This window comes from Lysinibacillus sp. EB271-A1-10B, from assembly GCF_058791335.1.
The window spans coordinates 24,543-50,872 of sequence record NZ_JBYTDL010000019.1; the positions used below are offsets into that span (position 1 = coordinate 24,543).

Annotated in this window: 28 protein-coding genes; 24 read left to right on the forward strand and 4 right to left on the reverse strand. The window is 37.8% G+C overall.

The window, feature by feature from the left end; translation table 11 throughout:
• Window positions 1-8: 8 nt before the first annotated feature.
• Window positions 9-572, reverse strand: a complete 564-nt coding sequence (locus tag AC3WSK_RS19730) for a GNAT family N-acetyltransferase (RefSeq protein WP_079562750.1) — start codon at window positions 570-572, stop codon at window positions 9-11.
• 237 nt (window positions 573-809) lie between these two features.
• On the opposite strand from AC3WSK_RS19730, the gene AC3WSK_RS19735 reads away from it, so the two are divergent.
• The 5 genes from AC3WSK_RS19735 to AC3WSK_RS19755 all read left to right on the forward strand — a co-directional run bounded on the left by AC3WSK_RS19735 (window position 810) and on the right by AC3WSK_RS19755 (window position 4,295).
• Window positions 810-1,757 carry a carbohydrate kinase family protein gene (locus AC3WSK_RS19735; RefSeq protein WP_427484571.1) on the forward strand — a complete coding sequence of 316 codons (948 nt, stop codon included), beginning with the start codon at window positions 810-812 and terminating at the stop codon, window positions 1,755-1,757.
• 20 nt (window positions 1,758-1,777) lie between these two features.
• On the forward strand, window positions 1,778-2,209 hold the full coding sequence (locus AC3WSK_RS19740; protein ID WP_492414386.1) for a protein-tyrosine phosphatase family protein: 432 nt from the start codon (window positions 1,778-1,780) through the stop codon (window positions 2,207-2,209).
• 213 nt (window positions 2,210-2,422) lie between these two features.
• Window positions 2,423-2,626, forward strand: coding sequence for a PLDc N-terminal domain-containing protein (locus tag AC3WSK_RS19745; protein ID WP_079562753.1), 204 nt, complete (start codon window positions 2,423-2,425; stop codon window positions 2,624-2,626).
• Complete coding sequence (locus AC3WSK_RS19750; RefSeq protein WP_492414385.1) at window positions 2,623-3,516, forward strand: ABC transporter ATP-binding protein; 894 nt, start codon at window positions 2,623-2,625, stop codon at window positions 3,514-3,516. Before AC3WSK_RS19745 ends, AC3WSK_RS19750 begins: the two co-directional genes overlap by 4 nt.
• Window positions 3,513-4,295 (forward strand): ABC transporter permease, encoded by a 783-nt coding sequence (locus AC3WSK_RS19755; RefSeq protein ID WP_079562755.1) that lies wholly within the window; start codon window positions 3,513-3,515, stop codon window positions 4,293-4,295. The genes AC3WSK_RS19750 and AC3WSK_RS19755 overlap by 4 nt, the downstream gene beginning before the upstream one ends.
• A 237-nt stretch (window positions 4,296-4,532) precedes the next feature.
• On the opposite strand, the gene AC3WSK_RS19760 is transcribed toward AC3WSK_RS19755, so the two are convergent.
• On the reverse strand, window positions 4,533-5,252 hold the full coding sequence (locus AC3WSK_RS19760) for a YetF domain-containing protein (protein WP_079562756.1): 720 nt from the start codon (window positions 5,250-5,252) through the stop codon (window positions 4,533-4,535).
• Between the two features lie 115 nt (window positions 5,253-5,367).
• Here AC3WSK_RS19760 and AC3WSK_RS19765 point away from each other — a divergent pair, with 115 nt between their 5' ends.
• Entirely contained in the window at window positions 5,368-6,570 is a 1,203-nt protein-coding gene (locus tag AC3WSK_RS19765) for an MFS transporter (RefSeq protein ID WP_079562757.1), read from the forward strand.
• A 111-nt stretch (window positions 6,571-6,681) separates the two neighbouring features.
• Here the strand turns inward: AC3WSK_RS19765 and AC3WSK_RS19770 are convergent, their stop codons facing one another.
• Complete coding sequence (locus AC3WSK_RS19770; protein WP_079562758.1) at window positions 6,682-7,371, reverse strand: adenine nucleotide alpha hydrolase family protein; 690 nt, start codon at window positions 7,369-7,371, stop codon at window positions 6,682-6,684.
• An 830-nt stretch (window positions 7,372-8,201) separates the two neighbouring features.
• Here AC3WSK_RS19770 and AC3WSK_RS19775 point away from each other — a divergent pair.
• From AC3WSK_RS19775 to AC3WSK_RS19825, 11 genes are all read left to right on the forward strand, one after another.
• Window positions 8,202-10,616, forward strand: coding sequence for a Na+/H+ antiporter subunit A (locus tag AC3WSK_RS19775; protein WP_427484568.1), 2,415 nt, complete (start codon window positions 8,202-8,204; stop codon window positions 10,614-10,616).
• Window positions 10,603-11,025, forward strand: a complete 423-nt coding sequence (locus tag AC3WSK_RS19780) for a Na(+)/H(+) antiporter subunit B (RefSeq protein ID WP_079562760.1) — start codon at window positions 10,603-10,605, stop codon at window positions 11,023-11,025. Before AC3WSK_RS19775 ends, AC3WSK_RS19780 begins: the two co-directional genes overlap by 14 nt.
• 3 nt (window positions 11,026-11,028) lie before the next feature.
• Window positions 11,029-11,367 carry a Na(+)/H(+) antiporter subunit C gene (locus tag AC3WSK_RS19785; protein WP_079562761.1) on the forward strand — a complete coding sequence of 113 codons (339 nt, stop codon included), beginning with the start codon at window positions 11,029-11,031 and terminating at the stop codon, window positions 11,365-11,367.
• Window positions 11,360-12,865 (forward strand): Na+/H+ antiporter subunit D, encoded by a 1,506-nt coding sequence (locus AC3WSK_RS19790; protein ID WP_079562762.1) that lies wholly within the window; start codon window positions 11,360-11,362, stop codon window positions 12,863-12,865. The genes AC3WSK_RS19785 and AC3WSK_RS19790 overlap by 8 nt, the downstream gene beginning before the upstream one ends.
• Window positions 12,865-13,347 carry a Na+/H+ antiporter subunit E gene (locus tag AC3WSK_RS19795; protein WP_079562763.1) on the forward strand — a complete coding sequence of 161 codons (483 nt, stop codon included), beginning with the start codon at window positions 12,865-12,867 and terminating at the stop codon, window positions 13,345-13,347. The genes AC3WSK_RS19790 and AC3WSK_RS19795 overlap by 1 nt, the downstream gene beginning before the upstream one ends.
• Window positions 13,347-13,631, forward strand: coding sequence for a Na(+)/H(+) antiporter subunit F1 (locus tag AC3WSK_RS19800; protein ID WP_079562764.1), 285 nt, complete (start codon window positions 13,347-13,349; stop codon window positions 13,629-13,631). The genes AC3WSK_RS19795 and AC3WSK_RS19800 overlap by 1 nt, the downstream gene beginning before the upstream one ends.
• Entirely contained in the window at window positions 13,609-13,968 is a 360-nt protein-coding gene (locus AC3WSK_RS19805; RefSeq protein ID WP_079562765.1) for a Na+/H+ antiporter subunit G, read from the forward strand. The genes AC3WSK_RS19800 and AC3WSK_RS19805 overlap by 23 nt, the downstream gene beginning before the upstream one ends.
• Before the next feature lie 396 nt (window positions 13,969-14,364).
• Window positions 14,365-15,162 carry a transporter substrate-binding domain-containing protein gene (locus AC3WSK_RS19810; RefSeq protein ID WP_079562767.1) on the forward strand — a complete coding sequence of 266 codons (798 nt, stop codon included), beginning with the start codon at window positions 14,365-14,367 and terminating at the stop codon, window positions 15,160-15,162.
• Between the two features lie 84 nt (window positions 15,163-15,246).
• Window positions 15,247-15,906 (forward strand): amino acid ABC transporter permease, encoded by a 660-nt coding sequence (locus AC3WSK_RS19815; protein WP_079562768.1) that lies wholly within the window; start codon window positions 15,247-15,249, stop codon window positions 15,904-15,906.
• Window positions 15,899-16,621 (forward strand): amino acid ABC transporter ATP-binding protein, encoded by a 723-nt coding sequence (locus tag AC3WSK_RS19820; RefSeq protein ID WP_079562769.1) that lies wholly within the window; start codon window positions 15,899-15,901, stop codon window positions 16,619-16,621. The genes AC3WSK_RS19815 and AC3WSK_RS19820 overlap by 8 nt, the downstream gene beginning before the upstream one ends.
• Window positions 16,622-16,878: 257 nt before the next feature.
• Window positions 16,879-17,694 (forward strand): metallophosphoesterase, encoded by an 816-nt coding sequence (locus tag AC3WSK_RS19825; RefSeq protein ID WP_079562770.1) that lies wholly within the window; start codon window positions 16,879-16,881, stop codon window positions 17,692-17,694.
• Between the two features lie 426 nt (window positions 17,695-18,120).
• Here AC3WSK_RS19825 and AC3WSK_RS19830 read toward each other — a convergent pair whose 3' ends face one another.
• On the reverse strand, window positions 18,121-19,305 hold the full coding sequence (locus AC3WSK_RS19830; protein WP_427484566.1) for an alanyl-tRNA editing protein: 1,185 nt from the start codon (window positions 19,303-19,305) through the stop codon (window positions 18,121-18,123).
• 154 nt (window positions 19,306-19,459) lie between these two features.
• On the opposite strand from AC3WSK_RS19830, the gene AC3WSK_RS19835 reads away from it, so the two are divergent.
• The 7 genes from AC3WSK_RS19835 (at window position 19,460) to AC3WSK_RS19865 (ending at window position 26,323) form a co-directional block, all read left to right on the forward strand.
• Window positions 19,460-19,747 (forward strand): DUF6509 family protein, encoded by a 288-nt coding sequence (locus AC3WSK_RS19835; RefSeq protein WP_079562772.1) that lies wholly within the window; start codon window positions 19,460-19,462, stop codon window positions 19,745-19,747.
• A gap of 331 nt (window positions 19,748-20,078) precedes the next feature.
• Window positions 20,079-21,224, forward strand: a complete 1,146-nt coding sequence (locus AC3WSK_RS19840) for a VanZ family protein (protein ID WP_427484565.1) — start codon at window positions 20,079-20,081, stop codon at window positions 21,222-21,224.
• A 13-nt stretch (window positions 21,225-21,237) separates the two neighbouring features.
• Complete coding sequence (locus tag AC3WSK_RS19845) at window positions 21,238-22,572, forward strand: FAD-dependent oxidoreductase (protein ID WP_079562774.1); 1,335 nt, start codon at window positions 21,238-21,240, stop codon at window positions 22,570-22,572.
• An 18-nt stretch (window positions 22,573-22,590) separates the two neighbouring features.
• Window positions 22,591-23,064 (forward strand): glutathione peroxidase, encoded by a 474-nt coding sequence (locus AC3WSK_RS19850; protein WP_427484563.1) that lies wholly within the window; start codon window positions 22,591-22,593, stop codon window positions 23,062-23,064.
• A 272-nt stretch (window positions 23,065-23,336) separates the two neighbouring features.
• The gene (locus tag AC3WSK_RS19855; RefSeq protein WP_427484562.1) at window positions 23,337-24,104 is read left to right on the forward strand and encodes an ABC transporter ATP-binding protein; all 768 of its coding nucleotides are present in this window, start codon (window positions 23,337-23,339) and stop codon (window positions 24,102-24,104) included.
• Window positions 24,091-25,959, forward strand: coding sequence for an FtsX-like permease family protein (locus tag AC3WSK_RS19860; RefSeq protein WP_492414384.1), 1,869 nt, complete (start codon window positions 24,091-24,093; stop codon window positions 25,957-25,959). The genes AC3WSK_RS19855 and AC3WSK_RS19860 overlap by 14 nt, the downstream gene beginning before the upstream one ends.
• 1 nt (window position 25,960) lies before the next feature.
• A complete protein-coding gene (locus AC3WSK_RS19865) occupies window positions 25,961-26,323 on the forward strand; it encodes a YxeA family protein (RefSeq protein ID WP_079562778.1) in 363 nt (120 codons plus the stop codon).
• The last annotated feature ends 7 nt before the right edge of the window (window positions 26,324-26,330 follow it).

The window sequence follows — 26,330 nt, forward strand, 5'->3', positions numbered from 1 at the left end:
TTCACTTCCTAAAATTGCTTGACCATATGATGAAATGGTTCATCGATTATGGACCACGGCTCTGTAATAACAAAGCCCATACGTTCATAAAGGCGACGAGCGTCCTCTTTTTCCGATTCAACATTTAATGATAATTTTGAATAGCCTCGTTTTTGCGTTTCCTCTAAGGCGAATTGTAATAATAATGTTCCTATTCCTTTACCGCGAGCTTCTGGTGATACACAAATAGTATCAATATAATATTCATCTTCATGAGCTTCTTTATCGATGATGACGGATGGTGCATTTTTTTCTTCAAGCCATTTTACGAGATTCGCATCCATATGAATGGCTTGGACACCATTATAGTAAACAAGAATTCCTAGTACTTGCTCATTCTCAACAGCTACAAAAGTATTTAAATAGGAATGTCGATTATCCTCACGCTTGAATAGTACAGTAAGTTCTTGTTCTACTGCTTCAGCTGTCTGTTCTCCTGTTAAACGGTTGGCAATTTCACCAATCGCATCAATAATTAGTGGTATAACGGCATGGGCATCCTGCGGTTGCGCTTGTCGAATTGTAATACTCATTGTCAAAATCCCTACCTTTCTATACGCAAGTATAACAAAGATAAAGGATGACTCAAGTTTTTGAATAAATGGTGATATTCTGACGGCATCTTTACCGTATTGTTTATCTGCTCGAAAGCGAAGCGACAGCAACAATTAAGCTAAGGCATAATTGATTATTTTTCCGAAAGTTTAAAACTTTATACGATATCTGATTTCGTGTTAATCTATAAAGACTAGAGTTTCGGGAGGACAACAATGACAAAGGAAGATAAGGATTATATTTTAGTTTATGGAGATGCTTTTATTGACTATATCGCTGATGATGTAACAAATACATCTTTTACTAAATATATGGGCGGTGCGACGGTAAATGTTGCTGCGGGAATTAGCCGTATCGGTGCCCCATCTGCATTAATTACGATTACTGGAGACGACGAAGGCTCTCAATTCGTTCGAGATGGCCTTGCGCAAGAAGGAGTAAACCTGGATTATGCGGTATTTGACCCTGCGAAGCGTGTTAGCGGTGTCTATGTTCATTTAACGGAGGCATGCGAACGAATTTTTAAAGATTATGTCGATGAGACGCCAGATTTACAAGTAGAAGCAAGGCAATTAAATGAAGCAGCTTTTAAACATGCATCTGCTTTAACAGTGTGCTCGGGAACTATGTTCCATCCTACAGCCCTTGAGACAACACGTGCTGCTGTAGAGATGGCAAAAGAAAAAGGCGCAATTATTGCAATGGATGCGAATATTCGCCCTCTACGTTGGAGTAGTGAGCAGATTTGCCGTGAAACGATCACGTCATTTTTCGAGAACGTAGATATTTTAAAGGTCACTGATGAGGAATTATTTTTCCTGACAGAAACAACAAGCTTGGAAGAGGGAATTGAGCAATTAAACAGCTATTTAGTGCCTATTATTTTAGTAACAGTAGGGGAAAATGGCACATATGCGGTATTAAATGGTGAGGTTATCCATGTACCGACAGAAAAGGTTGTGCCAGTAGATACTACAGGTGCTGGAGATGCATTTATGGCTGGTGTATTACGCGATGTTCATTATAATGGTTTACCTACAACAGAGGAAGAACTTGCTCGTTGTGCAAGTTTTGGCAATAAGCTAGGTGCTTTGGCAGCTACTAAAGCAGGGGCATTAACAGCTCTTCCATACTTTGATGATATTAAGCATTTACTTAAATAGTCGTTTGGAGTGTGCATACAATGGAGAAAAGTTACGATGTATTAGTGAAGGATCGATTATTCTTTGGCGGTGCGAAAGATGCAGATGTAGCTTTTGAACAAGAAACGGTGGATATTGTGATTGATGTTCGCGTAAATGGCCTATCTAATGAGGAGCAAGATGCGGCTTCATATGTGTACAAGCATATGCCAATTGCTGATGAGGACATAGAAGTAGCACCATCTATTCAAAAAGTTGCGAAAGAAATTGTTACTGCCTATGAGAGTGGGCAGAAAGTGTACTTCCATTGTGGAAATGGGGGAGGTCGCGCAGGAGTGGCAGCCACTGCTGTACTAATGGAGCTTGGCATGACGGATTCTCTAGAGGAAGCGGAAGCAGCTGTAAAGAACGCGCGTCCACAAGTAACCATTCGACCAAAAATGGCAGATGCTTTGCAGAAGTTATATAAATAAATGAGAAGGTGTACCAGATTTTGGTGCACCTTCTTTTTTAGTTAGTCGATAAAATCTGAAAGTATTCCGATAAAATTAAAAAGTTGGATGACATTTTGTTAAAACGTATGTCATGTGCATAGATTGACCATTCTCAACATACATAAAATTGTGCTATGCACATTAGAACAGTTTTTGTTATAGTAATGATATAACAAAGGTGAGGTGATCTCTATGATGGAGGAGTTAGCGGAAGTTCCATGGGCAGTCATAGCACCACTAATTGTTGTCCAATTTATTTTAATGATTATAGCTCTAGTTGATTTACGAAAAATCCATGCAACAAATGGGCCTAAAATTTTATGGGTGTTTCTTATCATTTTTACTAGTTACATTGGTTCGATTGCGTACTTTATAGTGGGGAGAAAACAATCATGACAATATTACTTCAGGTAACAGGACTTACAAAGCAATTTGCAGAAAGAGTAGTTGTGGACGGAGTGGAATTCACATTAGAAAAAAATACATCGACAGCTTTAATTGGACCTAATGGCGCTGGTAAAACAACGACATTATCGATGTTAACAGGTTTATTAAAACCAACCTCTGGAAGTGTGAAAATGCTAGATGGTAATTTAAGAGCTAATATTGGTTTCTTGCCGCAATATCCACAATTCCATCCTTGGTTAAGTGCGTTAGAGTTTACTGAAATGGCTGCAAAGTTAAATGGTGTGCCTCCAAAAAAAGCAATAGTAGAGGCACAAAAAACACTTGAGTTTGTAGGTCTAGGTAATGATTTAAATAAAAAAATTGCTACATTTTCTGGTGGCATGAAGCAACGGCTTGGAATTTCCCAGGCAATTGTGCATAAGCCTAAATTACTGTTATTGGATGAACCTGTATCTGCATTGGATCCGGTAGGTCGTAGAGAAGTTCTTGATTTGTTAAAGGGCTTACAACTAGAAACAACTATTTTATATTCGACGCATATTTTAAATGATGCCGAAGAGATGACCGATCAATTATTGTTTTTACGTGATGGGAAGTTAGTGGAACAGGGGACATTACGTGAAGTTCGACAACGTTTCGATGAACCAAATTATGTTGTAGAATTTAGCACTGAAAAAGAGGCAAAACTTTTTGCCAGTCAATCTGAACTTGTTGGAGAAGCAAAGGGTCGTAATGTATATATAGAAATTATTAATGAAAAGCCGAGTATGCAAGAGCTCCTTCAATATTTAAGTAGTAATCCTTATAAAATACGAAAAGTGGAGCGGCAAACAGCATCACTTGAAGAGATTTTCATGAAGGTGGCGAGAAAAATATGAGAGGATTTACTGTACTTCTGCAAAAGGAATTCAGAGAAGCTTGGCGAAGTTGGAAGTTTTTATGGATACCTCTTGTATTTGCGTTGCTTGGTATGAGTGATCCGCTAACAAACTATTACATGATGGATATTTTAAATGCTATTGGTAACTTACCAGAAGGCTTTGAAATGTTGATGCCGGAATTAATGCCAGTTGACCTATTACAAGCTTCCATTGGCCAATTTCAAACGATAGGTTTACTCGTAATAATAGCTTCTTTTGTAGGAGCAATTAGTAAAGAAAGAGCAAGTGGGATGGCTACTTTATTGTATGTCCGTCCTATATCGTTCGGCGCTTATTTTATGAGCAAATTTATCGTCATGAGTACTGTAAGCTTAATTAGCATTTTAGCTGGTTTTGCTGCGAGCGTATACTATACGGTCGTGCTTTATGGGACATTTGAGATAGGGACACTTATGGCAAGTTTTTTCACGTATTTTTCTTGGCTACTCTTCGTGATAGCAGTGACATTAATGATGAGTGCGGCTTTTACAACAGTGGTAGCAACAGCATGTGCATTCGCTGTCATATTTATCGGGCAAATAGTGGATGCTATAGTAGGGGCATTTTGGACAATATCACCGTGGAAACTGCCGGTATATGGCGTTCAATTAATGAGGGGCACGATGGAGATGTCGGATTATTGGTGGAGTCTATCTATTACATTAGCGATCACGATAATTTGTATGAGTATCGGAGCTTTGACGATGAAGAAAAACGCATCGATGACGAAAATCTAACTTCTTCTCAGTCTAAAAACGCCACGTCCTGTGGCATTACCGAAATGATCGACATCGAATCGGCCCTAGGGGACTCCATGTCTAACTTTGTTTTTAAATAACTTAATTATATTCATGAGCATCAACTTGGTAGATTTTTATCGGGTTGGTGTTTTTTTTAAGTAACGCCGCCTCGAAAACGAATCGGCATTGTGACACCGTTAGATATTAATAAATAAAACAAGACGAGACAAGCTGTTAAGGGCTTGATCGTCTTGCTTTATCCTTCAAGCTTATATATAAGGAGCCGTTTGCTTGAACTTGGGCAAAAAAGACATCTGTAACGGATTGGACATTTTGTTTTTTTAACTTTTTCATAAGCCACTCTTCCGTCAACTCAAGTTCAACTAAGTTTTCATAAATAATTTGCCCATCTGAAGCCACCTCTGTTGGAATATAAGTTGGTGGTGTTACATCGGCCTTTACATCTTGTTTTGTAGCCGGTTGTTCAGTAGGTTTTGGTAGCACACTAAGTTTACCGGTAGTTTCAAGTAGTGCATATTGCACATCTTGAACAGAGAATACAGCTTGTTCTCGTAGCATCATTGTTAACTCATCCATATGCAAACGATTTTTCCTTAAAGCAGATTCTAAAATAAGTCCATTTTGAATAAGGATTGTTGGCTTATCATCAACAATTACACGAGCTCTTTTAGATTTAATAGTAAGGATAGTCATCAAATATGTTAAAACGCCCCACCAAATTAATGCAATAAGTCCATCTAAAAAGGGTGTTTCTGCCTGTGCTGCTATTTCAGAAGCAATCGACCCAAATGTGATACCTGTTGTATAGTGGAAAAATGTAAGCTGACCAAGCTGTTTTTTTCCAAGAATTCGGGCTACCATTAGTAGTGCGAAAAAAGAAAGTGTTGCTCTAAGTATCATTTCCCAAAAATGAGCGTGAATAAAATCGTCCATACATAAATCAACTCCTTAAAACCGCTATTGAAAATAGCTTGTGCAAAAAGGTCAATAGTATGCGACAATCATTTGTAACCAAATTTTGAGATAATTTTAAAAGTGAGGTGGCAGCATGAAACAAGTCGGAAATTTAAATAACCCAGTGTATCCAATTATGATAGCAATAGGTATTGCCCATCTTATCAATGATACGATGCAAGCTGTTATACCAGCGATGTTCCCAATATTAAAGAGTGATTTAGGGTTAACTTTCACTCAAATAGGTCTTATTTCGTTCGCATTAAATATGTTTGCCTCTGCCTTGCAACCGGTTGTAGGTTTTGTTAGCGATAAAAAGCCGATGCCCTATGCATTACCAATTGGTATGATTAGTTCATTTATTGGCATAGCCATTATAGCGTTCACATCACAATATTCGATAATAATTATTGCAGTATTATTTTTAGGGTTTGGCTCAGCTATTTTCCATCCTGAGGGTTCACGTGTTTCATTTATGGCAGCAGGCTCAAAAAGAGGACTTGCTCAATCGATTTATCAAGTCGGAGGTAACTCTGGGCAAGCACTCGCACCATTAATTAGCGCTTATGTTTTCGCTATCTTTGGACAGCGTGGTGCAGCAATGGTCTTAGTAGTGGCAGCAATAGGTATTCTACTATTAAGTAAAATTGCAAAGTGGTATAAGAAGCAGTTGGAGCAAGAACGTATGGCAAAGAAAAAGCGAGTATTAGTTTCTAACTTGCCTCCATTAACGAAGAAACAAGTAGGCATTGCGTTGACGTTACTATTTACTATTATTTTTGCGAGATCATTTTATACAACTAATATTACAAGTTTTTATGTGTTTTATTTAATGAATCATTATGGCGTTAGCCTTCAACTAGGCCAAGTTTTAATATTCACCTTTATGGCATTTGGCGTTATTGGTACATTTTTTGGGGGTTCATTATCAGATCGAATTGGTAGAAAAAATGTTATTTTACTGTCCGTTGTTGTACCGATGCCATTTTGTTTAGCGTTGCCATATGTACCATTATGGGCAGCTATTATATTTTTAGTAATTATCGGTACACTCATTATGATTAGTTTCTCGGTAACGGTGGTTTACGCACAGGAGCTTGTTCCAACAAAAATTGGTACAATGGCTGGTTTAACAACTGGCTTTGCTTTCGGAATGGGGGCAATAGGTGCGATGGTCATTGGTGTATTGATGGATCATAGGGGAATTGATTTTACGATGATGGTTGTATCTTTGCTACCATTATTATTACTAGTAGCCTTTTTCTTACCTAAGGATAAGCCAGCTTCGGCGGTGTAATCATAAAGATCGCGAGGAGCATCGAGTTTGTTTCCTCCAAAGTGAAAGGTATTCATTATTTTATCGATAAGCAAAAACGCGTTCTCTAATTATTAGAGAAACGCGTTTTTATTATTGACGTAATGGTGATAAAAATTCAGAAGGAAGTTTTCCCTTATCTAGTATATAGCCCTCTGATATGTGAACTTCATGCATTTTATCATTGTAAGTGAATTTAAAAATACCATTATCAAAGTCAGTACCAACCTCTTTGAAGAATATCCCTTCAATGGATACATATTTAGGACATGTAAATGCTACTTTAAAGTCTCCATGTTCTTGAATTAAATAAGCACGTACACCTTTCTCATATGTATCGTTTGCATCATCATCGTCAGTTGGACGTTGGACAGCCACGATGTGAAAATCAACGAAAGGAACCTCTTTTAATAAAACATTTAGGAAAGAACCTTTTGTAATCTCTTCCCAGCGGCTTTGTGCGCTTTGGCCTACGATAATTTGAGAAATTCCGTAATTTTTTGCCACTTCTGCTATAACCTTTTGTATTGGACGCTTTTCATTATCTTGTAATATGAACTCTTCAATTTCAAGCTCATCAGATAACTTTTTCCATTGCTCAATGTAGCTCGACTTCTCTGCGTCAAAGGCATCAAGGGGTTGCGAATCGACTGAAAGGATATAGAGTGGACAATCTAGCATTGTAGCCATTTTATGACCGCGTCGTATTAATCGCTCGCCGTTAAGCCCATAGTAAACACAAACTAATATACTTTCGTCTAAACGCCCTTTTACATGCTTCATAAAAATTAACACCTCTTATCATGTTGTTATTTTATTAATTCTACTGTCGATTTTGAAAAAAATATCCTAAAACAGCTAAAATCGATGCTGATACAGTGCATTATGCTCATTTATATTGTATACTAAAAAACGTATAAAAGTTAATGACAATATATCGGGAAAACCTTGAGAAAACTGGGTTATCTTTATACTTTACAGTTATTTGATTTATGCATTTCGTGCATTTAAACCAATTGCTTCTATATGCCACACTATTATGCAGTTAGTTAAATAGATAGTCAAGTGACTTGGTACGCCATTGTGTGTGTACATATTATCTCGTTTAAAAATCATGCCATTCTCTATAGGATTAAGGCGATATTGGTTATTGCTTCTCAGGATATGAAGCTAAATAGCTAAAAAAGTTCCCCAGGTTTTATGCAGTGCTACCATCAAAAGCTTCTCTCTGCATAAAGTATGTGTTGAATGTTGAATAATCTAGATTTGTCTATATTTATAATGTCTATTATTACAACGCATACCGCTTACTTTCCAATTCAAGTTTATTACGTGAAAAAATCAAATTTCAAGAAAATTTCTGATATGTTAATTAGCTTTATTGATCTAATATCTTCCTGGTGGGAGGCAAAAAGGCTTAACTTTTTTTCAGTGTAAACGTTTGCTGAATAAAGTTAGAGTCTCCAGCGATTACTATAGAATTTTTGTGTTCGAAATAAAGTATAAACAGTAGTAACTTCAGTAGATTTGGGAATACTTTATTATCGGTTGTCACAGTTTTTCGCACTATAGTAAACAGTTGCTGAACGAAATTGATAGTAGGAGGTTTTCACTTGGTTACAGTTCTCATTGCGATACTTTTACCATTTGTTTGTGCTGCGCTTATTCCACTACTTTATAGGCGGTTAAGGCGTGTTGCACATCTTGGCTGGTTTGTTTTATCCGTTCCATTCATCCTATTTCTTTTACTCGCGCGCTATATTCCTCAAATTGCCGAGGGTAAAACGTTTATTCATACATATGAGTGGATTCCCTCTTTTAATATAAATTTCACAACTTACCTCGACGGACTCAGTATGATTTTTGGCTTGCTGATTACGGGTGTAGGTAGTTTAGTCATTTTATATTCTATATTTTATTTATCAACGAAAGAATCTCTTCACCATTTTTACTGCTATTTATTACTATTCATGGGTGCAATGCTTGGCGTCGTCTTTTCAGATAATCTAATGGTATTATACACATTTTGGGAGCTAACAAGTGTGTCATCATTCCTGTTAATTGCATTTTGGCATCATCGAAAAGCATCTCGTGCTGGTGCAAGAAAAGCGATGACTATTACCGTTTTTGGTGGCCTTTCAATGCTTGCAGGCTTTTTGATGCTGTATGTAGCATCGGGTACATTTAGTATTCGTGAAATCGTAGCCGACGTAGAGGTTATACGAGATCACACACTGTTTATTCCAGCGTTAATCCTTATTCTAATCGGTGCATTTACAAAATCTGCACAGTTTCCTTTCCATATTTGGCTTCCTGATGCGATGGAGGCGCCAACTCCTGTCAGTGCTTACTTACACTCGGCAACAATGGTAAAGGCCGGGATTTATTTAGTTGCACGTTTTTCTCCAGTGTTTGGAGGAGAGGCTGTTTGGTTCTGGCTAGTCAGTGTGATTGGTCTTGTAACGTTGTTCTGGGGCTCATTTAATGCTGTGAGGCAAACAGATTTAAAGGCGTTACTGGCCTTTTCAACGGTTAGTCAACTCGGTTTGATTATGAGTTTATTTGGACTAGGATCAGTAGCACATTATTACGGCTATGCTGCAGATACTGTTCTTTACACGCAGGCAAGCTTTGCGGCGTTGTTTCATCTTATTAATCACTCCACGTTTAAAGGTGCACTTTTCATGATGGTCGGTATTGTCGATCATGAGGTGGGCACACGTGATATTCGTCGTCTTGGAGGGTTAATGGCTTTAATGCCTATAACTTTCACCATTGCAGTTATTGGTGGATTTTCTATGGCCGGCTTACCTCCATTTAACGGTTTCTTAAGTAAAGAAATGTTTTTCGCTGCAGCATTAACTATTCGCAATGTAGAGGCATTTTCAATTTCTGATTTGGGATTATTATTTCCAATAGTGGCATGGGTAGCAAGTATCTTTACATTTGTGTACTGTATGATTTTAATTAGTCGAACGTTTTTCGGAAAACTACAGCTTGATAAGTTGGATAAAAAACCGCATGAGGCTCCGTTAGGTATGCTACTTTCGCCAATCATTTTGTGCGTCTTTGTAGTTGGGATTTTCTTCTTCCCGAATGTGCTAGGGCATTATATTTTAGAGCCTGCTATGGCAAGTATTTATCCAGCATTCCCATCGGCTAGTGAATTAACACCACATATTCATGCTTGGCATGGCATTAATGCTGAATTGTTAATGACTGTTGGTGTCATTATTATAGGGATTATCTTGTTTAAAACGTTAAAAAGCTGGAAGCCTTTGTATCGGATATTCCCACAAAGATATACGTTTAATATGTATTACAATCGTTTGATTGAGTTTGGTGAAAATAGTTCGGCAAAGCTTACGAATCGGTATATGACAGGTAATTTAACACATTATTTTGTCTATATATATGTATTCTTTGTTGCCATTATCGCAGGATATTTTATTTGGTCGGATGCTATTGCATTTAATTTTGCGAAGGATTCCGCAGTTGAGTCCTATGAGCTCATTTTAGTGTTTGTCATGATGTTCGCTGCCGTATGGATAATTTTTGCTAAGGGACGCGTAACAGCAATGTTATTGAATGGCGTACTTGGCTATTCAATCGCATTTTTCTTTGTGATTTTCCGTGCGCCTGATTTAGCATTAACGCAATTAGTCGTTGAATCTGTGACAACTGCTTTATTCCTTCTATGCTTTAAATATTTACCTGATTTAATGCCTGAAGCCTCCCGCAAAAAAATGAAATGGTCTAAGGTCATTATATCCATTTTCGTTGGCGCCACAGTTACATTAGTAGGCTTAGCGGTTGTCCATTTCGATCGCTTTGAGCCAGTAGCTACTTACTTCAATGATTCTTACAAGCTGGCGGGTGGTTCAAATATCGTCAACACCATATTAGGCGATTTCCGTGCGTTTGATACGATGCTAGAAGTTGTCGTTCTTCTGATTGCTGGCTTAGGAGTGTATACATTAACGAAGCTAAAGCCACGAAAGGAGGAAACGGATCATGAAAATCAATGACGTCATTTTACGTACTGTCACAAAGACAGTCGTATTCATAATTTTAACCCTTGGTATTTATTTATTCTTTGCAGGACATCATGCTCCGGGTGGGGGTTTTATAGGTGGTCTCGTACTAGCCTCCGGCATTGTTCTACTATATTTAGCGTATGACATTGAAACAGTGCATAAAGGGATGCCTTTTGATTTTAAAAAAGTTGCTGCACTTGGCGTATTACTTGCGACGGGCACAGCAATTGGCTCACTATTTTTTGATGCTCCGTTTTTAACGCAGACACATAGCTATATAAATGTACCGATATTCGGGAAGATGGGCTTTTCGACGGTAACCATTTTCGAGGCTGGTGTAGCTTTAACAGTAGTTGGTGTTGTAGTCACAATTATTTTAAGTATAAGTGAGGATGAGTAGCCAATGGAGTCTTTAATACTAGTGTTAGTTGGTGTATTAGTAGCTGTTGCGACGTACTTAATCCTCTCGAAACAGTTATTACGTGTGATTTTAGGAACGGCGGTATTATCGCATGCGGCACATTTACTGATTTTAACGATGGGTGGACTGAAGAAGGGGAATGTACCACTTTTAGAGGAATCAGAAGGTCCTTACACAGATGCTCTGCCGCAAGCTTTGATTTTAACTGCAATCGTGATTAGCTTCGCGGTGACGGCATTTGTGCTTGTTCTCGGTTACCGAGCTTATAAAACGAACGGTTCGGCGAATTTTGATGAATTGAGAGGTACGCCGGATGAGTAATATGATTGTTTTACCATTAATCGTGCCGGTTATTACGGCCATTTTACTTGTGTTTTTACGTGACAATGTATTTTTGCAGCGCATCATTAGTTTATTGACATTAAGCTTTGTTGCCTTTATTAGTGTTATTTTATTGCTAGAGATTCAAAAACAGGGTGTAATGCGTATTGATTTTAGTGGCTGGGCACCGCCATTCGGCATTTTATTTGTTGCTGATTCGTTCGCAATGCTTCTCGTATTAGTAGCGAATATTGTCGCAGCCATTTGTCTGTTATATGCCTTTTTTACAATCGGTAAGAGCTTTGAAAAGATGTATTTTTACCCGTTTGTCCTACTTATGGTGGCGGGTGTGAATGGCTCATTTCTAACAGGTGATGTTTTTAACTTGTTTGTGTGCTTTGAGGTGATGTTACTTGCTTCATATGCACTCATTAGTTTAGGCGGCGAGAAAGTTCAGCTGCGAGAGGCATTAAAATATGTCCTTATTAATATTGTTGCATCTTGGATTTTCCTAGTGGCATTAGCTTTTTTATATGGAACCGTTGGAACGTTGAATATGGCACATATTTCAGTCCGCGTGATGGAGCTAGGAGCTGACCCACTGATCACGACTGTGGCTCTTATTTTCTTAATTGTCTTTAGCTTGAAGGCTGGCCTATTATTATTCTTCTGGCTCCCAGGCTCATACAGTGCACCACCAACAGCTATAGCCGCACTTTTTGCTGCATTATTAACAAAAGTTGGAATTTATGCGCTCGTCCGCACTTTTACATTACTTTTCCCGAATAATACTGAAGTGACTCATATGATACTAGGAATTATGGCGGGACTGACGATTATTGCTGGATGTATGGGAGCACTAGCAGGACGAGATGTAAGAACAATTGCCTCGTATAATGTCCTTATTGGTGTGGGCTTTATAGTAGCTGGTCTAGCGATCGGTACCGAGTCTGCCTTACAGGGCGTAACATACTATTTGATGCACGATATGGTAGCTAAGGCCATGCTGTTTTTAGCAGTTGGCATGATGATGTATGTTACTGGCGAAACGGTTATTGATAAAATGAGTGGGCTTATTCGAAATTACCCTCTTTTTGGCTGGTTATTCTTTATTGTCATGTGTTCCCTTGCTGGGATACCACCATTGAGTGGCTTTTTAGGGAAGGTTTTAATAGGACAAGGAGCTATTGAGGGCGGTAATTTTGTTCTACTAGGGCTAGGATTTTTATCTAGTTTAATTGTTTTGTATTCCCTATTACGAATATTTCTTTCCTCATTCTTTGGGGAAACGATTATTAGCCTAGAGGATGAAAAGCCGTTACCAAAGCGTATGGTTTTACCATTAACATTGTTGGCCGCTTGTACGATTGCTTTAGGAATTGGAGCTGAATGGATGGCTCCGTATGTAACAGACGCGGCAGAGACACTCTATACGCCATCAATCTATATTGATGCAGTGCTAGATGGCACAACATGGCAAGGTGAGGTGAATGAATAATGGCGATGCAATTTATTCTGAATTTATTTATCGCAACACTTTGGCTCTTGTTACAGGATGAAGTGGTACCACAGTTTTCGACATTTCTAATGGGCTTTATCGTCGGAATAGGGATTTTATATGCGATGCACCGCTTTTACGGCACACAATTTTATTTACGACGTGTGTTTTCAATCATTAAATTATTATGGCTCTTTAATTGGGAGCTACTATTATCGAGTTACAGCGTATTAAAACAAATTACGACGCCGAAGCTCACTATAACTCCTGGAATATTTACGTATAAAACAGCGCTAAAAGGAGATTGGGAAATAACAGCTCTTGCATTGTTGCTCACACTGACTCCAGGTTCAGTCGTGATGGAAGTTTCTGAAGAGGGAGATATGTTTTATATTCATGCAATGGATATTGAACAATCGAAAGAAGCAGTCATTCGTTCAATAGGGAAATTTGAACAAGCGATCATGGAGGTGACACGTTAATGATTGATAAAATTTTACTTTTAGCTCTTGCATTATTCAGTGTATCGATTGCGTTGTCACTTTTTCGTGTGATACGAGGCCCTTCGTTACCTGACCGTGCTATTGCACTTGATACAATAGGTGTTAATCTACTTTCAGCAATCGCTATCGTCTCTATTATTTTGAAAACAAAGGCGTATTTAGAGGCGATATTAATATTAGGGATTTTAGCTTTTATCGGCACGATTGCATTTACGAAATATATTGAAAGAGGTGTGATTGTTGAACGTAAATCAAATGATTGAATGGGCGGCAGTTATACTTATATTGATTGGCTCCATTGTAAGTGTTATTAGTGCATTTGGGATGATTCGTTTACCGGACGTATACACGCGTTCACATGCCGCAACGAAAAGTTCGACATTGTCGGTCTTAACATGTCTATTAGGCGCATTTATTTACTTTTGGGTTCATGATGGATATGTTAGTGTACGTTTAATATTAGGAATTGGCTTCGTTTTTGTAACAGCTCCTGTAGCAGGGCATTTAATATGTCGTGCTGCGTATCGATCTCGCGTACCTTTAGCAGAAGGGTCCGGAGAGGATGAGCTAAAGGAAAAGCTATTTGCAGATGAAAAATAAAATAAGTGGCAACCTCCAAAGGTATCTCGGGCTTGGCTCTAGCTTATCCCGTAGGAGTAGCGTTAGTTAATAATCTGAGACCCCATTTTCGGGGTCTTTTTTGTTAAAACGTACGCCATGTATAAGTTGTTGGGAGTACAAATGAAGCGGCCGGTGGAGTATGATCGAGGAGCTTATTTTGTCGGTCGTAAATCTAAATGGATTGATTTTTCCGAAAATTATGTATATAATATTTTATCGGGAAATTTTCAGATTAGCTTGATTATTACTTCGAAAGAGTATATCTTATTAGCAGATAGATATTTATTCTCCTAGTTGTATAAATATCCATGCGTTTATTTTCAAGAACAAGAGTATTATAGATAATAAAACATAAATAAAAGGAGATTGTTGAATATGAAAAACAAATTTTTCATGGTTATGCTCGTGCTAGTAATTGCTGTCCTAGCGGCATGTGGCGCAAAAGATGATAAGGCAAGCGATAAAGGTTCAAATGCTAACGAAGGCACAGAACAAAAGCAAGTATTAAAAGTAGGTACTTCATCTGATTATGCACCATTTGAGTATGTTGATGCTGCAAAAGGTGATGATATTATTGGTTTTGATATTGATTTAATTAAATTAGTTGGTGAAAAGATTGGTGCAGAAATAGAAGTTCAAGATATCGACTTCAATAGTTTAGTGCCAGCTCTACAAGCCGGAAAAATTGATATTGTTATCTCTGGTATGTCACCTAATGAAGAACGTGAAAAAGTTGTAGATTTCTCTGATAAATATAATCAAACAGAGCAAGTATTTATCGTGAAAAAGGATAGCGGTATTAAAAAAGAGGCTGATTTAGCCGGTAAAAAAATTGGTGTTCAAAACGCTTCTATTCAAGAAACTTTAGGAAATAAAATTGCTAAAGAAGTAGATGCCACTGTTGAAGGTCGTACTCGAATTCCTGAAATTGTTCAAGACATGATGTCTAAGCGTTTAGATGCTGGGATTGTAGAAAGTGGCGTAGCGAAAGGCTATCTTGATACGAACGATAAACTAGAAGCGTTCCCTGTTAAAGAGCAACCTGAAGACTTTAAAGCGATCGCTGTTCCAAAAGGTAGCGATCTTAAAGATAAAATTAACAAAGCATTAAAAGAATTAGCTGCTGAAGGTAAAATTCAAGAGCTAGAAGAAAAATGGTTAAAAGTTAAATAAGTAAGTTTACTGCGATAGCTCTATCTTGAGCTATCGCTTATATCTTTCATTTCCTGAAAAAAGAACAAGAAAGGAGGGGGCACTGTGAATTTAGATTTTACAGCTATCATTCCCTCTATTCCTTATATATTAAAAGGGATAGGTGTTACACTTCAAATTGCATTCGGTGCATCAATCATCGGTTTTATAGTTGGTATATTACTAGCGTTATGCAAAATTGGTAAAGTGAGTGTTTTACGTTGGTTTGCAGATTTTTATACATCAATTTTCCGTGGTACACCGCTCGTACTACAATTAATGATTATCTATTATGCAGTGCCACAATTATTAGATATTCAAATTGACCCAGTTCCAACGGCTATTATTGCATTCGGGTTAAACTCAGGTGCTTATATTTCAGAAATCATTCGCGCTGGTATTAATGCGGTTGATAAAGGACAGATGGAAGCGGCACAAGCGCTAGGTATTCCATATGCGAAAATGATGAAAGATATTATTATCCCACAAGCCGTAAAAAATATTTTACCATCATTAGTGAATGAGTTTATTACATTAAATAAAGAAACGGCTGTCGTGACGGTTATTAGTGCACTTGATATTATGCGCCGTGCTTACATTGTAGGCGGTTCAACATATCGCTATCTTGAGCCTTTACTATTTGCGGGTGTAATCTACTACATTATGACGCTTGTATTAACGTTCCTTGGTAGACGAATTGAGAAAGGAATGAGAAGAAGTGATTAAAATTGAAGATTTACACAAATCATATGGACAAAACGAAGTACTAAAGGGTATTTCAACAGAAGTTAAAGAAAAAGAAGTAATTGCTATTATTGGTCCATCAGGGTCTGGTAAATCAACATTCCTGCGCTGCTTAAATTTATTAGAAGAGCCAACGAGTGGAAAGATTACAATTGCGGGTGACGTTCTAACGGACAAAGGGACAAACATTATGAAAATCCGTGAAGAGGTCGGTATGGTATTTCAGCATTTTCATCTTTTTCCTCATAAAACGGTACTTGAAAATTTAACATACGCACCGATTAATGTAAAAGGAATAGATAAGACAGCGGCTATCAAAAAGGCTGAAGATTTATTAACGAAAGTAGGCTTATTTGATAAGCGTAATGAATATCCAAGCCGTCTATCGGGAGGACAGAAGCAACGTGTTGCTATTGCTCGAGCACTAGCAATGGATCCAAAAGTAATTTTATTTGACGAGCCTACTTCAGCTCTTGACCCTGAAATGGTAAAAGAGGTATTAGCCGTTATGAAAAATCTTGCTGATACGGGTATGACGATGTTAATCGTAACGCATGAAATGGGCTTTGCACGTGAAGTGGCTGACCGTATACTATTCCTTGATGGCGGAAAGTTAATTGAGGACGCACCACCAGAACAGTTTTTCTCATCACCATCTACACAACGTGCGAAAGATTTTTTAGAAAAAGTATTATAAGTAATAAAACGCATTTAGACTCTTTTAAAGGAGTGTCTAAATGCGTTTTTTATTTTCATTTGTTGAGGTATCCATACATGGGATCCCCTATAGAAAAACTGGCTAGTTAGATCCTCGGTCATCGGTACATTTCGAGCTACTCTTTTTGTGCAATCTAATGATTTTATGTGCATATGCTTACAATTACCTTGTTTTATGCTTATAATAGGAGAGTCAGATTTTTTCTGAAAAAGTAGCCACAAAGTGAGCGATTGCGATTGAAAAAATTATTATATGTAGCTTTTTTTGTTGTTTTTATAGTCATTTTTTTGTACGTAAACAATCATTGGCTGGTTGTAAGCAAGTATGAATTCGAGTCAGAAAAAGCGCCCGCCGGCTTTGATGGACTACGCATTACGCAAATAACAGATTTACAGGATGCTCTCTTTGGTGAACATCAAGAGAAACTCATAGCAAAGGTGAAAGCAACAAATCCTGACCTGATTTTTATTACAGGTGATTTAGTTGATAGTAATCGTTATAATTTGGAGCGAAGCTTGCAGGCTGTTAGGGGATTAGTTAAATTAGCGGATGTTTATTATGTACTAGGAAACCATGAAGTAGCGACGAATAAAGTGAATGTAATTTATGACGAGCTATCATCGTTAGGTGTACATGTATTGTCCAATGAATCGGCCATTATTGAGCGCGACGGGGAGCGCTTGGCAATTGTTGGCATCGAAGATCCGTTATCGGGTAGAACAACGAAAGAAATGCTAGAAATAGCAACAAAAGATGTTCCACCAAATATATTAACGATTTTACTAGCGCATCGACCAGAAGTGTTTAATACGTATGTGGAATATGGAATTGATTTAGTATTTGCAGGGCATGCACATGGTGGACAAGTTCGAATTCCTGGTATTGGTGGTCTTTTCGCACGAGGACAGGGAATACTTCCGAAGTATACGGCAGGTGTTTTTGAAGAAGGAACAACAACTATGGCCGTTAGTCGAGGATTAGGTAATAGTACAGTACCTATTCGAATTTTTAATCCACCAGAAATTCTTGTAATGGAATTAAAGAAAAAGTAAGCACTGCGTCTTTGCTACGCAGTGCTTTTTTGTTATACGTTTAACAAGATAAATGAGTATTTCATAATCAAAGTAGAACCCATGCCCATCCCGATATAAAATCAGCCTTGTTTGGTAATTCAAAGAGTAGTTCGGGTGGTACTAGGAACTATTCTGTTTTTATAAATCATTATGGAAAGTTTTTTTATCTGGTGAATCAATTAGATATAATCGAGAGGACTTGTGGGTAATTTGTGTATTGTTTGTGGATAACTTGTGGATAAAATAATTTGTTGGTGGATTGATTACTTTAGCTGAGCAATTGTCTGTGGATAATTATCGATGGGGAGATGTCGGCGATAGAATGTGCAGCAAGTGGTGGAATGCATAAATGAATAAAGGAGCCATCCTAGTAATGGAACAGCTCCTTTGTTGTAATCGAAAAGGTTAGTTTAGTACTTCTTGCATTGCTTCAAATAGTTGCTCGGTAGAGATAATACGCTCGCCACCGCCTTGTACCATCTGATCACTGCCGCCGCCTTTTCCATTAATGAGTGGCAGTGCCTTCCCGGCAATGTCCTTCATACTCTTTTCAACTTTTGCACCACGTGCTGCAACAAACTGAAGCTTGTCTTCATTTTCTGAAACAAGTAATACGATAGCTTCTACCTGCTCAGTGACAACAGTTCGAGCTAATTTTTGAAGCTCTTGCATAGTCCGTTGAGTAAAAGCGGCAGTAATAAGGCGTTCTTTACTAGAAACTAACGCTTTTGCTTCGTAATTTAGCAGCTCTTCTTTTGCCGCCACAAGTGCCTTTTCTGTATTTTTCTGTGTTGTTAAGATTTTTGTAAGTGCTGTAGCTGCTTCAATTTCAGGTACACTTAATTGTCTTGCAACGTCAGCTAGAACTTTCTTTCGCATGGCTAGCTCCGCTAAAACTCGATGGCCACATACAAAGGAGACACGAATATTGCCCTTCATTTTTTCTGTGCCTAGGATTTTTATTGCGCTGACTTGTCCTGTTGATGTTGGATGTGTACCACCACAACCGTTGTAATCAAAGTCTGGAATAATAACAAGTCTAATATCTCCTGTAACGGCTACATCTTTACGTAGGCTGTAGTTCTCTAGTTCTTTTTCTGTAATCCATGTCGTGTCAATTGGGCGGTTCTCTAAAATAATTTCATTGGCACGGGCTTCCGCGGCAACAAGCTGTTCTTCCGTTAGGACATCCACGGCAATATCAATTGTGACTTGCTCACTACCTAAATGGAAGCTAACAGTTTGTGCATCGAAAAGCTCGACAAAGGCCGCAGTTAAAATATGTTGACCTGCATGCTGCTGCATATGATCAAACCGTCGTTGCCAATTCAATTGTCCATGCACTTCTCCAACTAAGCTAGTAGGGTCGCCTTGAATATAATGGCGAATTTCATCATTGATTTTCTCGACCTCGATAACCTCGATATCGTTTAAAGTACCAGTGTCATGAGGTTGTCCGCCTCCCGTTGGATAAAATGCAGTATTTGATAGCACCACGTAGTTACGGCCATCTGCATCTCTTCCTTTATTGATAATTTTTGCATTAAATTCACGTAACATAACATCTTGATAATATAGTAGCTCTTTCAAGAAAAAGCCTCCTTTATGTAAGAGAATCACGTCTCTCAATTAATTTATTTTCATTGTGGCATAATTACTTTCGAGTGTATACGAGTTTTCTATTTGACCCATGCTGAATTTGATTTAATATATAAGAATAGGTTAACTTAAAGGAGATCGTACAATGGAAATTACACAATTCTCAATGGAAGAAATTTTAGATCCAACAAACATTATTGAAGGCAAGCGTTACGAATTTATTTTAGATGTAGATATTGATGAAGAAGATGAGCTTTATCACGAAGCAGGAATTGAAATTCGTGTACTAATCGCTGAAAAAGGTGAAGAGTCATTTATTTTAAATTACTTCATCATAGAAAAAGCAGAAAGTGAGTATTTAGATTTTGCATTAGAGGATGAAGAGCTAGAAGAGATTTTAACATTCTGCAAAGAGGAAATCGCAAAAGCGTAGAGGTCTGCGTAAAAGCATTTCCAACAAAAATAAATATTTTCTTATTCGATAAAATTCCGCTTTGCTTTCTGTGGACAGGCACGAGTTACATTGGTGTACACTTGTTTGTCTCATGGGAGTTTAAGTGGAATTTTAACTTTACATCACTAATTAAGGATTATTTAAGATTAATGAAATAGTAGTGTTGTGTTAAAAGGGTAAACTAAGTTTAAGAAATTCTTAGGCTTAATCACCAAAGCGGCTAATTGGATGCACCGTCCCAGAAAGTGCTCAGCCAGAACGGAAAACAAACCTATGGTGAATAGCCGATTTTTAAACGAAGAGGTGTTCTATGTCAGTTTATACACATTCTATAATGGTAGCTTTATTAATAACAATTTTCTCATCCTTTATGCTATTTGTACCTTGGCTTATTTATACGTATCGGAAATATGGCTATTTATCTGTATCCAAAACGATTATTACGTTCTCATTTATTTTTTACTTTTTATCGGCATTATGCTTAGTTTTATTGCCTTTCCCAGAAACACGTGATACTTGCTCTTTGCAAGCCCCAGATACAGTCCATTATAATTTACATCCTTTTCAATTTGTTACGGATATTTTAAAGGATAGTGGGATTGTTTTGACGAATCCTTCAACATGGATTTATATACCGAAGCAGCCTGCTTTTTTTCAGGCATTTTTTAATTTCTTGCTGCTCATGCCTTTTGGCGTGTACTTGCGTTATTTCCTTAAAAAAAGAAAGTACTGGAAACGTGCATTTCTATTTAGCTTTTTGCTAACATTGTTTTATGAGGTAACCCAATATACAGGGATTTATGGCATCTTTAATTGTGCGTATCGAATTTTTGATGTGGATGATTTAATACTTAACAGTGTTGGTGCACTATTAGGGTTCTTCTTAGCCCCTGTTGTGTGGGCGCTGTTTCCTTCTCATGAAAAGGTGACGGCTAAAGCAGCAGAAATGGTCGAGAAAGATATTGTCAAACCATTATCGATATTGTTGGCACTAGCAATAGATTTATTTATAGCGCAAGTCATTTTGTTCTTCGTTAGTGTCGTAATAGGCTATAGTGGCATTTTTGAGTTTTTAATAAAAATTGCTTTGTATTTGTTGCTCTTTGGTGTTGTTCCGAGTTTTACAAAAGGTGCAACATTAGGGATGAAGTTTATGCGATTTACAATGGTCAGTGAAAACGGCAAAAGTATTGTCAGTCAATCGTTGCGTCGTTGTGTTGCTATTCTCGTGATAGTCTGCACGTCGGAGATTATAACAATTATAGGGAACATAGAATTAGATATGGATTCACCATTTTATGTACTACAAATTGTCATTACATTGTCAGCCTTTATAGCGAACTTTGTTCTAATGATAGTTATTGCTATTCATGTTATTCGTGTCATTGTAAGTGGAGGTAGACGCCGTTTTTATATGGACTATTATGCAGGCTTATTAGCAACGAGAAAAAAATAGGGGGGATTGTTGGATGAAATACGTAATCATCGGAGGAGATGCTGCCGGAATGTCAGCAGCAATGGAAATATATCGAAATGTACCTGGGGCAGAGATTATATCTGTAGAACGTGGATTTATTTATTCATATGGGCAGTGTGGCTTGCCCTATGTTGTAGATGGGCGTATTTCATCGACAAAGCGTCTTATAGCAAGAGATGTAGAAACTTTTCGTGATAAGTACGGTATTGATGCTCGTGTTGGTCATGAGGTTAACGGAATTGATGTAGACAAGAAGCTTGTTTTTGGAACACAGTCATCTGGTGAATCATTTGAAATTCCTTATGATAAGCTCCTTATTGCAACAGGCGCGGATCCTATTATGCCGGTGAAGAAAGGTTCGGATTTAGCGGGTATACACACGGTGAAAACAATACCTCAGCTAGATGAGTTACTAGCCGATTTAACGCCGGATATAGAAAATGTAACAATTATAGGCGCAGGCTATATTGGGCTAGAAATGGCCGAGACGATCCATGCTTGCGGCAAAAAAGTAAGATTGATTCAACGAGGTAGCTATGTTGCAAGAATCCTAGATGAAGAGCTTGCACAACATGTTCATGAAGAAGCGAAAAAGAATGATGTCGAGCTTGTGCTAAATACAAAAGTAGAGGCATTTGAGGGGAATCACCGTGTTGAGCGTGTTATAACAGACAATGGCGCATTTGATACGGATTTAGTCATTATGGCTGCGGGGATTAAACCAAATACTCAATTTTTAGAAGGTACAGGTATAGCACTAGAGAAAAATGGTGCGGTTATTGTCAATCGACATTTAGAGACATCTGTTGAAAATATTTATGCTGCGGGAGATTGTGCAACGCATTTTAATATTGTGAAAGAACGCCTAGATTATATACCTCTTGGAACGACAGCTAATAAGCAAGGTCGTTTAGCAGGACTCAATATGTCGGGCAAGTTTGCGCCGTTTCGCGGGATTGTAGGTACGTCGATCTTAAAGTTTTTCAATTTAACGATTGCCACGACAGGTATTAATGAGCGTAATGCTAAAGAGCTAGGTTTTGAATATGAAGCCTTTAAATTGTCTGCGCGCCATATTGCGGGATATTATCCAGGTGCCCAACGGATGTTCATTAAAATTGTTGTTCGTAAACGAGATCAACAGCTTTTAGGCGCACAAATTGTCGGTCCGGCAGGTATTGATAAACGGATCGATGTGTTTGCGACAGCCTTATACAATAAAATGACGTTACCTGATTTACTAGATTTAGATTTAGCCTACGCGCCTCCATTTAATGGTGTTTGGGATCCACTACAGCAGGTGGCCAGAATAAATGCGCGTTTATAACGAAAGGGGTTATTAGAAATGAGCATTTACGACATTCAGGTTGCTTTGGGAGATGGTACTGAATATAGCTTAGATCGTTATCAGGGCAAGGCAATGCTAATTGTTAATACGGCTTCCAAATGTGGTTTTACACCGCAGTTTGAAGAATTAGAAGATCTATATAAAAAATATCAGGATGAAGGTCTTGTTGTTCTTGGCTTCCCATCCAATCAGTTTAAACAAGAAGTGGCGACTGCTGAGGAAGCGGCGTCACAATGCCGTTTAACATATGGCGTGACGTTCCCTATGCATGAAATTGTGAAGGTCAATGGTAAGGGTGCACACTCTATTTTTGAGCATTTGACATCGCATTCAAAAGGCTTTCTCGGCAACAGTATAAAATGGAATTTCACAAAATTCCTTGTGAATCGCAATGGTGAAGTTGTCGGACGCTATGGATCAGCTGATAAGCCAAGTAGCTTTGAGGACGATATTAAAGAAGTTTTATCATAATAAAGTTGAGGATTCACGCACAGTTTTGTGTGTGAATCCTTTTTTATGCTCATTTGAGGGTGGATGTCGATAAAAATTATAAGTTGGGTGATAAAATGCAAAAGTTTATCGATAAAACTAAAAAATTGGGCGATAAACTTCAAAAGTTAGGCGATATTTTGTTAAAACGTATGTCATGTGGATAGGTTGATTTAAGGTTGTTGTAAGCTTGGGACAAATTTGTTGTAAGTTTGAGGGCGTATACTAAAGTCAGAAAGAAGAGGTGAGCGTTTATGACGCCATTATTAAAGGTTCAAAATGTAGAAAAGACTTACGGCAAAGGCGCAAATACATTTACAGCGCTATCGAATATATCATTTGAAGTAGAAAAAGGAGAGTTTGTTGGTGTAATGGGGCCTTCAGGGGCTGGGAAATCGACGTTATTAAATGTGTTAGCTACAATTGATACGCCAACGACTGGTGAAATTATTATTGGTGATACAAACTTAGCGTGCATGAAGGATGCAGAGTTAGCAGATTTTCGTCGCGACAATCTAGGCTTTATCTTCCAAGACTATAACTTACTCGATTCTTTAACAGTTCGTGAAAATATCGTACTGCCTCTTGCGATTGCAAAAGTGCCAACAAAGGCAATTAACGCAAGGGTAGAACGCATAGCTACACTGTTTGGGATAAAAGACTTACTTGATAAATACCCATATCAAATTTCAGGTGGGCAGAAGCAACGTACAGCATCATCACGTGCATTAGTTACAGAACCGAAATTAATTTTTGCGGATGAGCCTACAGGTGCTCTTGATTCAAAATCAGCAACAGATTTGCTTGAAAGCTTAAGTGATTTAAATAATTCTCAAGCGTCCACTATTATGATGGTTACGCATGATGCATTTGCAGCAAGCTTCTGTCAGCGCATTCTATTTATTCAGGACGGACAGCTTTCTAAGGAAATTCATCGTGGTACTCAAACAAGAAAGCAGTTCTTCCAAGAGATTTTACAGGTGCTTGCTGGCATCGGAGGTGGAGTAAATGACGTTATTTAGTTTAGCGCGAAAAAATGTTCAACGTAATTTGTCGAACTACTTTTTATATATCGCCTCGATGGTTTTTAGTATCGTCATCTACTTTACGTTTGTGACATTGAAATATAATGATGATCTTTCAGCATTAAAACAATCATCGCAGCAAATTAAAGGATTGATGAGTGCATCATCCGTTGTGCTATTATTCTTCATCATCATCTTTATGGCGTATTCCAATTCGTTCTTTATGAAGAGACGAAAAAAGGAAGTAGCACTTTACTCTTTACTAGGTGTGCGTAAGCAGAAAATTGGCTTAATGCTCTTTTTCGAGAATTTAGTGATTGGGCTTGTCTCTCTAGTACTAGGAATTGTTCTTGGATTCTTTATGTCACAAGGGCTATTAATGATTTTAGTTCGTTTAATGGGCTATGAGGTTGTAGGAAGTTTAACTTTTTCCTCTGAGGCTCTAGTAAATACAACAGGCATTTTTGCGCTACTATTTTTATTCACATCTTTACAGGGCTATCGTGTCATTTATCAATTTAAACTGATTGACTTGTTCCATGCTGAGAAGCAAGGAGAGAAGATTCCACGTGCATCATTAGTAGCAGCTATTCTTGGGGCAGCGCTAATTGCATTTGGTTATTACACAGCATCTGACGATATATTTACAAGTGATATCTGGAGATTCTTCACAATACTAGGTACGCCATTAATGGTTATAGGTGTGACCATTGCAGGGACATATCTGTTATTCCATAGTGTTAGCGTATTTGTGTTAACGGCGTTGAAAAATGCAACTTCTTGGTCATGGAAAGGCTTGAACTTAATCGGGGTATCACAATTATTGTACCGTATTCGAGCAAACGCTAAATCGCTTTCGATCATCGCTATTTTAAGTGCGACGACGATTACAGCAGGTGGCGGCGTTTTCGGGATGTATTACAATGCGGAAGCAACTGTACGTCAAATGTTACCTAACACATTTATGTGGAAGGGTGAGACAGTAAAATTTTCGCAAGAAGACGTCTTGTACAACGAAGCGCTTTCTGTAAAAAATTTACGTGTCGATAATGAATATTCGTATTTTGAATATACATTATTAAAGGAATCTGACTATAATCGTTTAGCAAAATTGCAGGGGAAAGATGAAGAACTGCACATTGCAGATGGTTCAACAGTGTTACTTGATACAACTTTCGATGAACGTTTTTCACATGATTTTACGGGTGAAGAGTTTAAATTGGAGAACGGGGAATCATTCCATGTTGATAAAATGTATACGGAGAGTGTGTTAAACTTTTTACCAGCTGGTACAGTACTCGTTGTTAATGATAAAGTGTTCACAGCAACAAATGCAGAAAGTGTTAAAATGCAGGTAGTTGGTATGGATAATGACTTGAAGCAACAGGATATTTCAAAGGAGATTTCCAATCAACTAGCTACTGAACAGCAGGATGGGTTTTCAAGTGTTCCACAAAGTTATGAGGCTAGTTTAGCTACTGTAGGATCACTATTGTTTGTAGGAAGCTTTTTAGGATTAGTATTTTTAGCGGCGACAGGAAGTATTATTTACTTTAAAATTTTAACAGAGGCTGAGGAAGATCAGTCTAAATATGCGATTTTAAATAAAATCGGTGTTAATAAAAAACAGATATTAAAAACAGTTGCAGGACAGGTTGCCGTTATCTTTAGTGCACCACTCGTTGTTGGTATCGCACATAGTGCATTTGCGCTGCTAGCCTTTTCACAGCTATTTGGTATGGATATAACGAAACCAGTAATACTGTGGATGATTGCTTATTCTGCAATTTACGGCATATATTATATCTTTACAGTTCGTTCATTCTATAAAATTGTTAGACAGGGGAATTAAAATGAAAAAAGTATTCTTAGGTATAGGAGCATTGTTTTTATTGTTCGTAGCGGGTCTTGTTGTTCTAATGACCGTAGATTTTAACCGTTTAAATAAAGAAGCATACTATGTTCATATCACTTCTGATGGTGATCTAAAGGAATATAAGCTAGATACTGGAGAAATTATGAAGTCCTATTTGTACGAGCTACCTGCTTATGACGAGAACGGTGAAGAGCAAACATTGGAGTTTTCAGCTCAGAAAAATTTACGTCACGATGCATACTTGAAGCTTTATGTAAAAAAAGAAACGGAAGTATCATCATATGATGAAGTAAAATTCCATGAGCTACCAAAAAAAGTGCAAGAGCTAATGAAAAAATAAGAAGAAG

Excerpts from the sequence above, each read along its gene's own strand:
- AC3WSK_RS19730 (WP_079562750.1), bottom strand. The coding sequence starts at position 572 with ATGAGTATTACAATTCGACAAGCGCAACCGCAGGATGCCCATGCCGTT.
- AC3WSK_RS19735 (WP_427484571.1), top strand. The coding sequence starts at position 810 with ATGACAAAGGAAGATAAGGATTATATTTTAGTTTATGGAGATGCTTTT.
- AC3WSK_RS19740 (WP_492414386.1), top strand. The coding sequence starts at position 1,778 with ATGGAGAAAAGTTACGATGTATTAGTGAAGGATCGATTATTCTTTGGC.
- AC3WSK_RS19745 (WP_079562753.1), top strand. The coding sequence starts at position 2,423 with ATGATGGAGGAGTTAGCGGAAGTTCCATGGGCAGTCATAGCACCACTA.
- AC3WSK_RS19750 (WP_492414385.1), top strand. The coding sequence starts at position 2,623 with ATGACAATATTACTTCAGGTAACAGGACTTACAAAGCAATTTGCAGAA.
- AC3WSK_RS19755 (WP_079562755.1), top strand. The coding sequence starts at position 3,513 with ATGAGAGGATTTACTGTACTTCTGCAAAAGGAATTCAGAGAAGCTTGG.
- AC3WSK_RS19760 (WP_079562756.1), bottom strand. The coding sequence starts at position 5,252 with ATGGACGATTTTATTCACGCTCATTTTTGGGAAATGATACTTAGAGCA.
- AC3WSK_RS19765 (WP_079562757.1), top strand. The coding sequence starts at position 5,368 with ATGAAACAAGTCGGAAATTTAAATAACCCAGTGTATCCAATTATGATA.
- AC3WSK_RS19770 (WP_079562758.1), bottom strand. The coding sequence starts at position 7,371 with ATGAAGCATGTAAAAGGGCGTTTAGACGAAAGTATATTAGTTTGTGTT.
- AC3WSK_RS19780 (WP_079562760.1), top strand. The coding sequence starts at position 10,603 with ATGAAAATCAATGACGTCATTTTACGTACTGTCACAAAGACAGTCGTA.
- AC3WSK_RS19785 (WP_079562761.1), top strand. The coding sequence starts at position 11,029 with ATGGAGTCTTTAATACTAGTGTTAGTTGGTGTATTAGTAGCTGTTGCG.
- AC3WSK_RS19790 (WP_079562762.1), top strand. The coding sequence starts at position 11,360 with ATGAGTAATATGATTGTTTTACCATTAATCGTGCCGGTTATTACGGCC.
- AC3WSK_RS19795 (WP_079562763.1), top strand. The coding sequence starts at position 12,865 with ATGGCGATGCAATTTATTCTGAATTTATTTATCGCAACACTTTGGCTC.
- AC3WSK_RS19800 (WP_079562764.1), top strand. The coding sequence starts at position 13,347 with ATGATTGATAAAATTTTACTTTTAGCTCTTGCATTATTCAGTGTATCG.
- AC3WSK_RS19810 (WP_079562767.1), top strand. The coding sequence starts at position 14,365 with ATGAAAAACAAATTTTTCATGGTTATGCTCGTGCTAGTAATTGCTGTC.
- AC3WSK_RS19835 (WP_079562772.1), top strand. The coding sequence starts at position 19,460 with ATGGAAATTACACAATTCTCAATGGAAGAAATTTTAGATCCAACAAAC.
- AC3WSK_RS19840 (WP_427484565.1), top strand. The coding sequence starts at position 20,079 with ATGTCAGTTTATACACATTCTATAATGGTAGCTTTATTAATAACAATT.
- AC3WSK_RS19845 (WP_079562774.1), top strand. The coding sequence starts at position 21,238 with ATGAAATACGTAATCATCGGAGGAGATGCTGCCGGAATGTCAGCAGCA.
- AC3WSK_RS19850 (WP_427484563.1), top strand. The coding sequence starts at position 22,591 with ATGAGCATTTACGACATTCAGGTTGCTTTGGGAGATGGTACTGAATAT.
- AC3WSK_RS19855 (WP_427484562.1), top strand. The coding sequence starts at position 23,337 with ATGACGCCATTATTAAAGGTTCAAAATGTAGAAAAGACTTACGGCAAA.
- AC3WSK_RS19860 (WP_492414384.1), top strand. The coding sequence starts at position 24,091 with ATGACGTTATTTAGTTTAGCGCGAAAAAATGTTCAACGTAATTTGTCG.
- AC3WSK_RS19865 (WP_079562778.1), top strand. The coding sequence starts at position 25,961 with ATGAAAAAAGTATTCTTAGGTATAGGAGCATTGTTTTTATTGTTCGTA.